At 68.0% G+C, this 13,953-nt stretch carries 13 protein-coding genes; 3 read left to right on the top strand and 10 right to left on the bottom strand.

Annotated elements, in window-relative coordinates:
* Nucleotides 1–2: 2 nt before the first annotated feature.
* The 10 genes from F6X38_RS10875 to F6X38_RS10920 all read right to left on the bottom strand — a co-directional run bounded on the left by F6X38_RS10875 (nt 3) and on the right by F6X38_RS10920 (nt 10,953).
* Entirely contained in the window at nt 3–1,406 is a 1,404-nt protein-coding gene (locus F6X38_RS10875; protein WP_150969828.1) for a class I SAM-dependent methyltransferase, read from the bottom strand.
* Nucleotides 1,406–1,627 (bottom strand): hypothetical protein, encoded by a 222-nt coding sequence (locus F6X38_RS10880; protein WP_150969830.1) that lies wholly within the window; start codon nt 1,625–1,627, stop codon nt 1,406–1,408. Before F6X38_RS10880 ends, F6X38_RS10875 begins: the two co-directional genes overlap by 1 nt.
* Before the next feature lie 135 nt (nt 1,628–1,762).
* Complete coding sequence (locus F6X38_RS10885; protein WP_150969831.1) at nt 1,763–3,268, bottom strand: tripartite tricarboxylate transporter permease; 1,506 nt, start codon at nt 3,266–3,268, stop codon at nt 1,763–1,765.
* A gap of 9 nt (nt 3,269–3,277) precedes the next feature.
* Nucleotides 3,278–3,760, bottom strand: a complete 483-nt coding sequence (locus F6X38_RS10890) for a tripartite tricarboxylate transporter TctB family protein (protein WP_150969832.1) — start codon at nt 3,758–3,760, stop codon at nt 3,278–3,280.
* 24 nt (nt 3,761–3,784) lie between these two features.
* Nucleotides 3,785–4,762: a tripartite tricarboxylate transporter substrate-binding protein gene (locus F6X38_RS10895; RefSeq protein WP_150969833.1), complete on the bottom strand. Its 978-nt coding sequence runs from the start codon at nt 4,760–4,762 to the stop codon at nt 3,785–3,787.
* A gap of 229 nt (nt 4,763–4,991) precedes the next feature.
* Nucleotides 4,992–6,008: a sugar-binding protein gene (locus F6X38_RS10900; RefSeq protein ID WP_150969834.1), complete on the bottom strand. Its 1,017-nt coding sequence runs from the start codon at nt 6,006–6,008 to the stop codon at nt 4,992–4,994.
* Nucleotides 6,009–6,051: 43 nt separating this feature from the next.
* A complete protein-coding gene (locus F6X38_RS10905; protein ID WP_161992728.1) occupies nt 6,052–7,032 on the bottom strand; it encodes an ABC transporter permease in 981 nt (326 codons plus the stop codon).
* A gap of 294 nt (nt 7,033–7,326) precedes the next feature.
* Nucleotides 7,327–8,346 carry an ABC transporter permease gene (locus F6X38_RS10910; RefSeq protein WP_161992717.1) on the bottom strand — a complete coding sequence of 340 codons (1,020 nt, stop codon included), beginning with the start codon at nt 8,344–8,346 and terminating at the stop codon, nt 7,327–7,329.
* On the bottom strand, nt 8,343–9,923 hold the full coding sequence (locus F6X38_RS10915) for a sugar ABC transporter ATP-binding protein (protein ID WP_150969837.1): 1,581 nt from the start codon (nt 9,921–9,923) through the stop codon (nt 8,343–8,345). Before F6X38_RS10915 ends, F6X38_RS10910 begins: the two co-directional genes overlap by 4 nt.
* 70 nt (nt 9,924–9,993) lie before the next feature.
* Nucleotides 9,994–10,953 carry a substrate-binding domain-containing protein gene (locus F6X38_RS10920; protein ID WP_150969839.1) on the bottom strand — a complete coding sequence of 320 codons (960 nt, stop codon included), beginning with the start codon at nt 10,951–10,953 and terminating at the stop codon, nt 9,994–9,996.
* 442 nt (nt 10,954–11,395) lie between these two features.
* Between F6X38_RS10920 and F6X38_RS10925 the strand changes: the two genes are divergently transcribed.
* Genes F6X38_RS10925 through F6X38_RS10935 form a run of 3 tightly spaced genes read left to right on the top strand, consistent with a single transcriptional unit; the run spans nt 11,396 to nt 13,952 of the window.
* Nucleotides 11,396–12,817 carry a cytochrome ubiquinol oxidase subunit I gene (locus tag F6X38_RS10925; protein ID WP_150969841.1) on the top strand — a complete coding sequence of 474 codons (1,422 nt, stop codon included), beginning with the start codon at nt 11,396–11,398 and terminating at the stop codon, nt 12,815–12,817.
* 5 nt (nt 12,818–12,822) lie between these two features.
* Complete coding sequence (gene cydB / locus F6X38_RS10930; RefSeq protein WP_150969843.1) at nt 12,823–13,836, top strand: cytochrome d ubiquinol oxidase subunit II; 1,014 nt, start codon at nt 12,823–12,825, stop codon at nt 13,834–13,836.
* Complete coding sequence (locus tag F6X38_RS10935) at nt 13,836–13,952, top strand: DUF2474 domain-containing protein (protein ID WP_150969845.1); 117 nt, start codon at nt 13,836–13,838, stop codon at nt 13,950–13,952. Before cydB ends, F6X38_RS10935 begins: the two co-directional genes overlap by 1 nt.
* Nucleotide 13,953: the final 1 nt, after the last annotated feature.

The raw sequence follows: 13,953 nt of genomic DNA on the forward strand, positions 1-13,953 counted from the left end.
GCTCAGCGCCGGTCGTACTGGAACAGGACCCGGCCGGAGGCGGAAACGGCGGCTTCGCGCACGATGCGCGCGTTCCGGCGAAGCTCCCGTTCGAACGCCTCCTGCGTGTAATCGGGGAAGATGTCGGTCCGCAGCGCGAGCATGCGCCGCACCGTCTCGTCGGTCTTCGGAACGAACTCGATCACGCCGGTCGGGGCGAGATCCGTCAACCATTCCACGACATCCGGCAAGGGCACGTTGCGGCCGATGGCGAGGTGATGCTCGAAGGCCAGCGCGATCAGCGCGTCCGACCGCATGCGCGAGGCGAAGCCCGGCCGCTCGCGCTGCCGCCAGCCCTGGTCGGGGCTTGGATTGGCGGCATCGAGCCAGAGCGGCAGGAAATCGACGTCCTCCGCCTGTGCCCGCGAGAAGGCGAGATCGATCGCGCGCTGGTCGAAGTCGAAGCCAACGACCTTTCCGGCCCCGGCGGCGAGCGCCGTCAGCGAATAGTCGCCGGTGTTGCATCCGAGGTCGAGTAGGCGGCGCGGCCGCTCGGCCTTCGCGAATTCCTCGACGAAGCGGCGCTTCGCCTCGACCTCGGGTCCCGTATAGGTATGGCTGGCGGCATAGTCGCCCCAGACCGTCTTACCGGTGTCGGCGGGTTCGAGCCGGCCGATCCAGCGGCGAAGACCCTGCAGGATGCCGGCATAGCCGAGCCGGGACAGCCCCTGCCCCGACCGCGCCTGCCGGACGGCCGCATCCGGCGCGCCGATCGCCCGCCGCTCGAGCCCTGCCTGCAGCGTCACTTGCGAAAGGACGTTCCACGACGACACGCGCTTGCGCCACGGCAGCAGGCGGGCGAGGTCGAGGGTCGGGATGCCTTCCAGGCTGCCGCGATACCAGGCGTTGTGGGCGACGCCGGCCAGCGCGCGCAGGAGAAGCGGGTTCAGGAACTGCTCGCAGAACTGCCGGTGCCCTTCCCAGTACTCGCGTTCGCGGTAGGGCCGGAGCGAAAGCACATCGATGAACACCGGGCGGGCGCCCGCGAACTGCACGTTGTAGGCGGTCGCGTCCGACAGGACGATGTCGTTGTCGAGGAGTTCGACCTGCAGGTCGAGATGGAGCAGAGCTGCGGCCTTCAGCTGCCCGAAACCCCATTCGTAGGGATAGGAGAGCGTGTCGATCCGTTCGTGATCGAGAAGATAGGCGGCCCTGCCGACGCCGTCCGGCCACTCACTGCGCGGCAGTTCGCGGCTCGCGACCATCGCGCCCCGGGCGGCAAGCGCTTCGAACAACCCCTTGTCGCGCACGGCCTCGTAGGCGGCTCGGGCCGTCTCGCCGACCGAACGCAGCACGCGGTCGCGGTGATGGAAGACACGCCCCGACGGATCGCGAAACGACCCGGCATCGGCGCGGATCGCCGACATCACTCGCGCTTCGCGTCGACGTTCTTGCCGAACGTGGATTTCAGCCGCGCCTTGAGCCGGCGGTAGTTCATCGAGATGATCGCGCCGCCCGCCGCGATGCCGCCGATGATGCCCTGCAGCACCATGCTCGCCGCGCCCGGATCGAGATAAGCGTAGGCGGGCCGGATCGACAGTACGGCGATCCCGGCGAGCAGCAATAGGCTGGTCGTGGTTCTGGTCACGGCGTTCCCCCCTCTGGATGCATCGAGGCATCTCGTTTCGGAAATCCCGACGGACCGCAGCCTAGCATGTCAGTTCGGTGACAGATCAACCTCCTGCATGCGTTCAGGGAAAAGCCGACGTTCGGATGATTCCGATCAGTCTTCCTCGACGAACACCGTGTCGCGCTTGCGCCGGATCGCCGGCAGCGCGGCGACGACGACCGCGGCAAGCCCGAGGGCGAGGAGGCTCGCCGAGATCGGCCGTTCGAAGAAGACCAGCGCATTGCCGCGCGAGATGATCATCGCGCGCCGAAGGTGCTCTTCCAGGAGCGGCCCCAGCACGAAGCCGAGCAGCAGCGGCGCCGGCTCGCAGCCGAGGCGGATCAGGACGTAGCCGAGCACGCCGAACACGCCGATCGCGTAGACGTCGAACGGATTGTTGTTGATCGAGTAGCAGCCGATCGAGGCGAAGATCACGATCGCCGGGAAGAGGACGCGGTAGGGGATCGTCAGCATCTTCACCCACAGCCCGATCAGCGGCAGGTTGAGGATGACGAGGAGGACGTTGCCGATCCACATCGAGGCGATGATGCCCCAGAACAGGGCGGGCTGCGAATTGATGACGTTCGGCCCCGGCGTGATGCCCTGCAGGATGAAAGCCCCGACGATCAGCGCCATCACCGGATGCGCCGGGATGCCGAGCGTCAGGAGCGGAATGAAGGACGTCTGCGCCGCGGCGTTGTTGGCGCTTTCGGGTCCTGCGACGCCCTGGATCGCGCCGCGCCCGAACTCGGACTTGTCCGTCGCGACGTTCTTTTCCAGCGAATAGGAGGCGAAGGACGACAGGACGTGCCCGCCGCCCGGCAGGACGCCGAGGATCGAGCCGAGCGCGGTGCCGCGCAGCACCGGCGCGACGATCCGCCGGAAGTCGGCACGGCTGAGCCAGAGGCCGGAGACCGACTTCACCATGACGTCGCGTGTCGCCTCGTTCTCGAGGTTGCGGAAGATTTCCGCGACTCCGAACACCCCGACGGCGATCGAGACGAAGTTGATGCCTTGGTAGAGTTCGAGCTGGCCGAACGTGAAGCGGGGTGTGCCGGTGTAGATGTCCTGCCCGACCGTGCCGAGCAACAGCCCCAGCACGATCATCGCGAGGGCCTTCACGACGGAGCCATGCGCGAGCGAGATCGACACGAGAAGCCCGAGCACGATCAGCGCGAAATATTCCGGCGCGCCGAACTTGAGCGCCACGCGCGCCAGCGGCGGGGCGGCGAAGGCGAGAAGCAGGGTCGCGACGCAGCCCGCGAAGAACGAGCCGAGGGCGGCGGTCGCGAGCGCCGTGCCGGCCTGACCTTTCTTCGCCATCTGGTAGCCGTCGATGGCGGTGACGGCGGAGGACGATTCGCCCGGTAGGTTGATCAGGATCGCGGTGGTCGAGCCGCCGTACTGCGCGCCGTAGTAGATGCCGGAGAGCATGATCAGCGCCGTCACCGGCGCGAAGGTGAAGGTGATCGGCAGCAGCATCGCGATCGTCGCGGTCGGACCGATGCCGGGGAGGACGCCGACCAGCGTGCCCAGCAGCACGCCGATGAAGCACCAGAAGAGGTTGGTGAAGGTCAGCGCCGTTTCGAAGCCGAGCGCGAGGTTCGACAGGATCTCCATGCCAGCCCTTCAGTTGTGCGCGAGCGGGCCGAAGACCGGCCCGATCGTCGGCAAGGACACGGCGAGGCCGACCTTGAAGACCAGCCAGGACAGCACCGACAGGAGCAGGGCGATGGCGAGCGCCGAGGCGATGCCGTTCTGCGTCGACGCGAGGGCGACGATCGCGCCGCACAGGAAGACCACCGGCACGAGGCCGAGCGTCGGCCCGGCATAGCCGAAGATGCCGAGGGCGACGAGCGTGAGGAGGATGCCCTTCCAGGGCACGCCGCCGACCTCCGTCCGTCCTTCGAGGCGGAAGCCTGCCGCGATCACGGTCCCGCCGAGGATCACGAGCAGCACGGCGAGGACCAGCGGGATGAAGCCCGGCCCCATGCGCAGGGCCCGGCCGAGCGGATAGCCTGTCGCCGCCCAGCCGAAAGCGAGCGCGATCGCGATGAAGATCGCCCCGGCGATCAGGTCGCGGTTCCGGTTCGTCTGCGTGACGGTGCTCATCGGTTTTTCAAGCCGACCCTGGGCTCAGTTGGCGTACTGGCCGGCGGCCTGGATGATCGGCCGCCACAGCTCGATCTGCGAGGCGAGCTGCTGGCGCAGGGCGTCCGGCGTCGCCTCGTTCTCGGCGACCGGCGTCGTGCCGAGTTCGGCGAAGCGCCTGACCACCGTCTCGTCCTTCAGCGCCTTCTTCAGCGAGGCTTCCAGCTTCGCCACGACCGCCGGGTCCATGCCCGCCGGCCCGTAGAGGGCGTGCCATATGGCGACGTCGAGCTTCGGCAGCCCGCCCTCCTTCGTGGTCGGCAGGTCCGGCAGCGAGGCGAGCCGTTCCGGCGTCGTCACCGCGTAAGCCTTGATCTCCTTGGCCTTGATCTGGTTCGTCGTGTTCGTCGTCTGGTCGCACATCATGTCGACCTGACCGCCGAGGAGGTCGGTCATCATCGGCGCCGCTCCCTGATACGGAACGGTCACGAACTGCACGCCGACCGCTTCCTGCAGCAGCATGCCGCAAAGATGCGACGCGGAGCCGATGCCGGCATTGGCGTAGGTCGTGTCCGCACCGTTGGCCTTCAGGTACGCGACGAGTTCCTCCATCGTGTTCGGCTCGAAGTCCTTGCGGCCGACGATCGTCATCGGCACCGCCGTGACGAGGCCGATCGGCGAGAAGTCCTTCACCGGATCGAAGGCGAGCTGACGGTAGAGCGTCGGCGAGGTCGACATGCCGATATGGTGCAGAAGCAGGGTGTAGCCGTCGGGCTTGGCCTTCGCGACCTGTCCAGCGCCGAGCGTGCCGCCCGCGCCGCCGACGTTCTGGACGAGGACCTGCTGGCCGAGATCGGCGGACATCGACTGCGCGACGAGGCGGGTCACCGTATCGGTCGGTCCACCCGCCGTGAACGGCACGACGATGGTGATCGGCTGCGTCGGATAGTTCTCCTGGGCGCTCGCGGTGCCGATCGCGAGTGTCGCGGCGAGCGCCGCGAGCGCGAGGGACTTCATCAGCATAGGGGCTCCTCCCAGAGACGGTTCGGCGTCGGCCATGCGCATCCTCCCAGATGGCTCCCGACGCCGATGCCGCGCTTTCGACGCGGCGGAAGGGACAAGAGAAAGCATTGCGCCGCCGATCGCAACGGCCGGCGGCCAAGCATCTCCAGATTTATCGATCCGGGCGGCCGCACCGGCCGCCGTCCGTCGCGGCGAAGCGCCCTGCCCCGCCGCGACGACGAGGCGCGCTTCAGTTCACCGACTTGCCGCAGGTGGTCTGGGCGTTCTCGGGCGTGCAGACCTCGGTGCCGGTGATGATCATCGGCTCGACCTTCTCGCCCTTCGTCAGCTTGTCGAGCGACATGATGGTCTCGTAGCCCATGTCGTAGGGTCGCTGGCCGACGTTGAAGTGGCTGAGCCCCTTCGCCAGGAGCGGGAGTTGCGGGCCGAAGTTGTCGCCGAAGACGACCACGAGCTGCTTCTTGTCGAGGCGGTCCTTCAGCGGCTCCATCGTCTGCGTGTAGGCCTGCGGCGCGTACTGCGCCCAGCCGCCGACCGCGATAAACGCGTCGAGGTCCGGGTTGCTGGTCATCACGTCGCGGACCTGCTGGGCGGCGAGGTTGATGTCGTCGTTGTTGTAGACCGGGCATCCCGCCGGCTCGGTCCAGCCGTTCGTGTCCTTGAGGGCACCGGCCGGCTTGTCCTTGGTCGTGCCCGCCAGCGTGTCGCGGATGCCCTGGATGCGGCCGTTGAGGTTTTCGGACGCCGGAGCGCCGGACTGGATGCAGACCCTCCCGCCCTTCTTGCCGGTCTCCAACAGCTTCTCTGCCAGCACCTTGCCGAACTCGTAGTTGTCGGTGCCGATGTAGGTGGCGCGAAGCTTCGCGTCCTCCGGCAGGACATCGGTGTCGAAGGTGACGACGGGGATGTTCGCGGCGTTCGCCATCTTGAGGATGCGCGCCATCGCCTTCGGGTTGCCGGCGGAGATGCCGAGCCCGTCGACGCCGCGGGTGATGACGTCCTGCGCGAGCTGGACCTGCTTCGCCTCGTCGTATTCGGTCGGGCCGATATAGGTGCACTTCACGTCGCCGAGCTTCTTGGCGGCGGCCTGGCAGCCGGCGTCGATCGGCGGGCTGAAGGCGTTGTTCAGCACCTTGAACACGAGCGCGAACTCCCGCTCGGCCGCTCGTGCGGGAGCGGCGCCGAGACTGCCCGCCAGGCAGGCCACGGTGGCGGTCGCCGCCGCGATGGTTTTACCGATGCTCATCCGTTTCTCCTCCCGTTTCGTCTGGCTGCGTTCCGCCCTCGCCTCACGTCTTCGAGGATCGGATCCTTTCGAGCAGCACGGCTCCCAGAATGAAGCTGCCTACGAAGAAACCCTGCCAGAACGGGTTCACGCCCGCGATCAACAGGGAATTGCGGATGACCTCGACGAGCACCGCGCCGATCGCCGCGCCGATGGCGGTGCCGAAGCCGCCGACGAGGCTCGCCCCGCCGATGACGGTGGCCGCGATGACCTGCAGTTCGTAGCCGGTACCGAGCGCGTTCGTCACGGCGCCGAGCCAGCCGACGAGGAACACGGAGGTCACCGCGGCCATCAGACCGCTGAAGGCGTAGGCGGAGATCTTGATCGGCTCGACCGGGATGCCGCAAAGGCGCGCCGCATCCTCGTTGCCGCCGACCGCGAACACGTAGCGCCCCCAGCGGGTCTTCGTCAGGAGGACGTGTAGGACGACGATGCCGACCGCGAGAGCGTAGATGACGTTGGGCAGCCCGAGCGTCCTGCCACCGCCGAGCTCGAGAAGCTGGTCGGTCCAGGGTCCGAACTCGTAGAAGACCGTATTCTGGCTGACGACGAGCGCGAGGCTGCGCCCCATCGACAGCGCCGCCAGCGTCACGACGAATGGCGGCAGCTTCAGGTAGGCGATCACCGCCCCGTTGAACGCGCCGCAGGCCGCGCCGAGCGCGAGCACGGCGAGGATGGCGAGCGGCAGCGGCCAGCCGGCGACGAGCACAACGCCGAGCATGATGCCGCAAAGGCCGAGGATGGAGCCGACGGAGATGTCGATGCCGCCGCTGACGATCACCGGCGTCATGCCGAGCGCCATGACGCCGATGAAGCAGGCGTTCTGCAGGACGTTGAGGAGGTTGCCGGACGTGGCGAACTTCGGCGAGATCAGCGAAACGAGGATGCCGAGGACGACGATGGCGATGACGATCCACGCCTCCTGCGTGGTCAGGAGCCGCCCGAGCATGGATTGCCGCGGCACCGACAAGAGGTCGACGTTCATGCCGGGCGGGTCGGAGGACATGGTCATGGTGGTGCCGTTCCTCAGATCGCGCCGAAGTTCTTCGCTATGGCTTCGAGGCGAACCGGAACCGGCATGATCGCGTCATCCGTGATTCGTTGCTTCGAGCGAACAGCAAACATGCCACTGGAGAAGCGTCAATCTCCGCGTCGCGGCAAATCATTGCTGCGATGCACTCGTGGACGTTAGGTTTCTATGTCCGGATAAGCTTGGGTTTCCTTCAGACGCGATGATACGACGCGCAGGAAACCGTCGCGGGAGGAGCGGCCGCCACGGCTAGCTCAGGCGCGCGCGCGACTTCAGCCAGCGGTCGAAGGCGACCGCGCCGATCAGGATCAGCCCGATGACGACCTGCTGCGTGTAGGAGGAGACGTTGTTCAGCACCAGGCCGTTGACCAGGACGCCGATCAACGCCGCGCCGATCACCGTGCCGCCGACGCTCCCGATCCCGCCGAACAGCGAGGTGCCGCCGATCACCACCGCCGAGATCACGGTCAGTTCGTAGCCGATGCCGGCGACCGCCTCCGCGGAGTTCAATCGCGCCGCGAGCACGAAGGCCGCGAGGCCGGAAAAGAAGCCGACGATGAGGTAGACCGAGACGAGGATGCGATCGACGCGCAGCCCCGACAGGCGCGCGGCCTCCGCATTGCCGCCGACCGCGTAGACCGCGCGGCCGTAGCGGGTGTAGCGCAAAACGACGTGGCAGAGGAGCGCGGCGAGCCCGAAGATGATCACCGGCACCGGCACGGGACCGACGAGGCCGGTGCCGAACCAGCGCATCGAAGCGTCGAAGCCCGAGATCGGGCCGCCGCCGGAGAGCGTCAGCGTCAGGCCGCGGAACACGGTGAGGCCGCCGAGCGTCACCACGAAGGGCGGCACCTTCAACCGGGTGACGACGAGGCCCTGCAGACCGCCTGCGAGCGTTCCGACGACGAGCGCCGCGGCGAGCGCCCCGAACCAGCCGTAGCCGGAATGGCTGGCCGCCCCGAGCGAGAGCGTGTTCGCCGTCCCGCCCTTGGCGACCACCGCGGCCACCATGCCGGAAAAGGCGACCAGCGAGCCGACCGACAGGTCGATGCCGGCGGTCAGGATCACGAAGGTCATGCCGAGCGCGATGAGGCCGGTGATCGAGATCTGCCGCATGACGTTGAAGAGGTTGGCCGGGGACAGGAAATTCGGGTTCATCAGGGCGAACACGGCCATGAGCCCGACGAGGAAGATCAGCGGACCGAAACGCGTGACGATGCGAAGGACGTCGATCTTCCGGTGCTCGCGCGCGTCGCTCGTGATCGTCACCGGCCCTCTCCCGCCCGCCCGTCCAGCGCCATCAGCGCCATCAGCTTCGCTTCACTCGCTTCCACGGCCGGCATCTCGCCGGTGATCCGGCCGCCGCGCATGGCGACGATCCTGTCGCTGACCGCCAGAACCTCCGGCAGTTCCGAGGAGATCATCATCACGGCGATGCCGCGCGCGGCGAGTTGCACGAGGATCTGGTGCACTTCCGCCTTGGCGCCGACGTCGACGCCGCGCGTCGGCTCGTCGACGATCAGCACCGCCGGATCGCGCGCCAGCCACCGGGCGAGGATCACCTTCTGCTGGTTGCCGCCCGACAGCCCGTCGATCCGCTGCTCGGCATTCGCCATGCGGATGTTCAGCGCCGAGCGGTACCCAGCGAGCGCCTTGCGCTCGCGCCGCTCGGCCATGAAGCCGAGCCGGCCGGAGTAGCGGCCGAGCGCCGCGACGGAGAAGTTGGCGAGGATCGCGAGCGCGGGAAAGATCGCCTGCTGCTTGCGGTCCTCCGGCACCAGCCCGATGCCGAGCGCGATCGCTTCCGCCGGGGAACTCGCCGCGATCGGGCGGCCGTCCAGCGTCACCGTCCCGGCAGTACACCGGTCGGCGCCGAAGATCGCCCGCGCGAGTTCCGTACGACCCGACCCGACCAGCCCGGCGACGCCGAGGATTTCGCCTGCACGGAGTTCGAGGTCGATGCCGTCGAGCACGATCGCGTGCGGCGCGTTCAGGTCCCGCCGCGTCCGCAGCCCCCGGACGGACAGCCGCACCGGCCCCGCGTCGGCGCGCTGCGAAGGCCGCGCGTAGAGTTCCGCCGCGGCGCGCCCGACCATCTTCTCGACGATGCGGGAGGGCGGGATCGGCGCGCCGTTGCGTTCCAGCCGCCCGGCGAGGCGGCCGTCGCGCAGCACCGTCATGCGGTCGCAGATCGCCGAGGCCTCCTCCAGGCGGTGCGTCACGAACATGATCGCGACGCCCTCCCGGCGCAGGCGGTCCATGATGGCGAGCAGCCGCGTCACCTCGGTCTCCGACAACGCCGAGGTCGGCTCGTCCATGATGATGACGCGCGAGCGGAGCGACAGCGCCCGCGCGATCTCGACCATCTGCTGCTCGGCGACCGACAGCGCCGAGACCGGCGTTTCCGGGTCCATGTCGAGGCCGACGCGGGCGATGATGGCGCGCGCTTCCCGTCGCATCCGCCGCCAGTCCACCAGCCCGAAGCGCGTCAGCGGGGCGCGTCCGACGAAGATGTTCTCGGCCACCGTCAGCGTCGGGATGAGGCTCAGTTCCTGGTAGATCGTGACGATGCCGAGCCGGCGCGCGTCCTGCGGATCGGCGAAGGCGACCTCGTTGCCGTCGATGCGGATCGTGCCGCCGCTCGGCGGCTGCACCCCGGACAGGATTTTCAGAAGGGTCGACTTGCCCGCGCCGTTCTCGCCCATCAGGCCGTGAACCTCGCCGGCCCGGAGATCGAGCGACACGTCGTCGAGCGCGGCGACGCCGGCGAACCGCTTGGCGAGCCCGCTCACCTCCAGAAGCGGTCGACCGCCCTCGGCATCCGGGCGCACGGCGGGAACGTCCATCGGCGAGGCTTTCAGGACCAACGGGCCGGCGGAGCGAACGCCCGCTCCGCGCGACGTTTCACGGCATCGCCTACATGGTTTCCTTGATGCGCTCGGCCTTGTCGAGATTGTCCTTGCCGATGACGATCGGCGTCAGGAGCACCAGGGTTTCGGCCGGTTTCGTCTTGGTCTTCGCGAAATCCACGGCGATGCGCAGCGCCCGGCGCGACTGCTCGCCCGGGAACTGCTCCACCGTGCCGGCGAGCTTGCCGTCGCGCACCGCGGCGAGCGCTTCAGGAAGCGCGTCGAACCCGTAGATCTTCACGTCGGTGTGGCCGGCCGCGGTGACCGCCTCCAGCGCGCCGAGCGCCATGTCGTCGTTGGCGCAGACGATCACGTCCGGCTTGCCGTTCGCGGCAAGGCCAGCTTCCGTGACGGACAACCCTTCGGCGCGCGCGAAGTTCGCGGTCTGCTCGAAGACGATCTTGTACTTGTCCTGCCTGTCGAGGATTGCGTGGACGCCCTTATTGCGGTCGATGGCGGGTCCCGCACCCGGTTGGCCCTGCAGGTGGAAGATCTTCGCACCGTCCGGAAACGCCGCCATGATCGCCTGGGCCTGCGCTTCGCCGCCCTTGGCGTTGTCCGCCCCGACATGGGCGAGGATGCCGTCGACGCCGTCGACGCGCCGGTCGATCGTGACCACCGGGATGCCCGCCTGCACGGCCTGCTCCACGGCGGGAGCCAGCGCGTTGACGTCGAGCGGCGAGATGACGATCGCATCGACCTTCTGCACGATCGCGGCTTCGACGTCGCCGGTCTGCTTGGGGGCGGAGTTCTGTCCGTCGCTCTCGATCAGCTTGATGCCGCCGATCGCGCTCGCCTCGGCCTTGATCTGGTTCAGCATGTGGACAAAGAACGGAAAGCCGAGATTGGGCACGGATGCGAGGATCGTCAGGCCGGCGTCCTGCGCCAGCGCCGCTCCGCCGCCTCCGGTCGCCAGCAGCGCGCCGGCAGCGGCCGACGTCAGCAGGAATGCGCGTCTATCGAGCATGAGTTCCTCCCAGGATAGACTTCGGGCACCGCTCTTCGTCGGCCTTCTCCCCCAGTCGTTCGGCGAGACTAGCCACGGACCGACGCCTCGGCAAGCAGCGACGACCGCCGCGTATGGATGATCACTTGGGCGAACCGCTCGTCGGCGCGACACTATTGTCCGACCGAAGTCGCCTTCACGGCACTCCGCAGACTTCCAACCGCCGTTGCTTGCGTTCAGGGGTAGGCAGCGGCGCGCAGCCGCCCGACCGCTTCCAAGCCATCCAGGACATTCCGGAAACTTTTGAACGGCCGGCGACATCGCCAGAAGCGGCTCGTCGCCGACGAACTCCAATCCGCCAAGCCGAGCGGTACGCCCACATCGATCTCGATTGACATCGGCAATTTCAGTAATTACTGAAATTACGGGAGGAAAACGCAGGCGGTTCGCGAAGGGTCGCGCCATGTCATTTCTCGCCGGCTTCGACGCCCTCCTCCTGGCACGGGCGCAGTTCGCCTTCACGGTCTCGTTCCATATCGTCTTTCCGGCCTTCACCATCGGGCTCGCGAGCTACCTCGCGGTGCTGGAGGCGCTGTGGCTGCGCACGGGCCGCGAGCTCTACCTCAACCTCTTCCGATACTGGTTGAAGATCTTCGCCATCGCCTTCGCCATGGGCGTCGTGTCGGGGATCGTGATGAGCTACCAGTTCGGCACGAACTGGTCGGTGTTCTCCGACAAGGCCGGCCCGGTGATCGGGCCGCTGATGGCCTACGAGGTGCTGTCCGCCTTCTTCCTCGAAGCGGGCTTCCTCGGCGTCATGCTGTTCGGGCTGAACAAGGTCGGTCCTCGCCTCCATTTCCTCGCGACGCTGATGGTCGCCGGCGGCACCTTCTTCTCGGCTTTCTGGATCCTGTCGGTGAACTCGTGGATGCAGACGCCGCAGGGCTTCGGCACGAACGAGGCCGGGCAGTTCGTGCCGCTCGACTGGTGGGCGATCGTCTTCAACCCGTCCTTCCCCTATCGCCTCGTCCACATGCTGCTCGCCGCCTATCTCACGACCGCGCTCGTGGTCGGCGCGGTCGGGGCTCGGCACCTCCTGCGGGACCGCTCCAACAAGGGCGCCCGGAAGATGTTCTCGATGGCGATGTGGATGCTGGCGGTGGTGACGCCGCTGCAGATCGTCGCCGGCGACATGCACGGCCTCAACACGCTGGAGCACCAGCCGGCGAAGGTCATGGCGATGGAAGGCCATTACCGCAGCCATCCCGACGGCGCGCCGCTGATCCTGTTCGGCCTGCCGGATCAGGCGGCGGGCGAGGTGCGCGCCGCCGTCGAGATCCCGAAGCTCTCCTCGCTGATCCTGAAGCACGATCCGAACGCGCCGCTGGCCGGGCTCGACACGATCGCGCGCGCGGACTGGCCGCCTGTGCCGGTGGTGTTCTGGTCGTTCCGCGTCATGGTCGGTCTCGGCTTCGCGATGCTGGCCTTGAGCCTCTGGAGCCTCTGGGCCCGCTGGCGCGGCACGCTTTACGCTTCACCTTGGCTGCATCGCGCCGCAGTCGCGATGGGCCCGGCCGGCTTCGTCGCGGTGCTCGCCGGCTGGGTGACGACGGAGGTCGGCCGCCAGCCTTTCACGGTCTACGGCCTGCTTCGCACCGCCGAGTCCGCTTCGCCGCTGCAGGCGCCGGCTGTGGCTGCCTCGCTCGTCGCCTTCGTCCTCATCTACTTCGCGGTGTTCGGGGCCGGCACTCTCTACATCCTGAAGCTGATGAGCCACGCGCCGCACCGCGGCGAGAGCGGACCGGAAACCGGCATGCCGATCCGCACCGCGGGCGTCACGCCCGCCCCGGCCATCGACGCCGACCGCATGCAGCCCGCGGAGTGAACCCGATGGACGTCTCCCTCGACCTGCCGACCGTCTGGGCGCTGCTGATCGCCTTCGCCGTCTTCGCCTATGTCGTGATGGACGGCTTCGATCTCGGCATCGGCATCCTGTTCCCGACCCTGAAGGTCGGGCATGAGCGAGACGCGGCGATGAACTCCGTCGCCCCTGTCTGGGACGGCAACGAGACCTGGCTGATCCTCGGCGGCGGCGGGTTGATGGCGGCCTTCCCGCTGGCCTACGCCATCGTGCTGCCCGCGCTCTACGCGCCCGTCATCGCGATGCTGCTCGGCTTGATCTTCCGAGGCGTCGCCTTCGAGTTCCGCTGGCGCGATCCGGCGCATCGCGCCTTCTGGGACACCGCGTTCTTCGGGGGCTCGCTGGTGGCCGCCCTCGCGCAAGGGGTGACGCTCGGCGCCCTCCTTCAGGGCATCACCGTCGACGGCCGCGCCTATGGCGGCGGGTGGTGGGATTGGCTGACGCCCTTCTCCATCCTCGCCGGCATCGGCGTCACCGTCGCCTACGCGCATCTCGGCGCGACCTGGCTCCTGATGAAGACGGAGGGCTCCGCCCGCGCGCACGCCCGCCGCATGTCCGTGAAACTCGGCGTCGCCACTGTCGCGGCCATCGCCGCGGTGAGCCTCGCCACGCCGTTCCTGGAGAGCGCCTACTGGCAACGCTGGTTCGCCATGCCGAACGTGCTCCTGACGGCGCAGGTCCCGCTGCTTCTGTCGGTCGGCACGGCGCTGTTCTTCCGGGCCCTGAAAGCCGAAGATGGGCGCGACCACCACCCGTTCCTGCTGGCGCTGGCGCTGTTCGGCCTGTGCTTCGTCGGGCTCGGCATCAGCGTCTGGCCAAACGTCGTGCCGGGTCGCGTCACGATCTGGCAGGCGGCGTCGCCGCCGTCGAGCCAGCTCTTCATGCTGGTCGGGGCGGGCCTGCTGATTCCCGTGATCCTCGCCTATACCGGCTACGCCTACTGGGTGTTCCGCGGCAAGGTCGGCGCGGAAGGCTACCATTGATGCCGGCCCTGCCCCTCTGGGCGCGGCAACTCGGCTGGATGCTCCTGCTTTGGCTGCTGGGTCTCGGCGTGGTAGGCACGCTTGCCTTCATCATCCGCCTTTGGCTCCATGCCTAAC

It is taken from the genome of Plantimonas leprariae (assembly GCF_008802405.1).
Classification (GTDB): Bacteria; Pseudomonadota; Alphaproteobacteria; order Rhizobiales; family Rhizobiaceae; genus Plantimonas; species Plantimonas leprariae.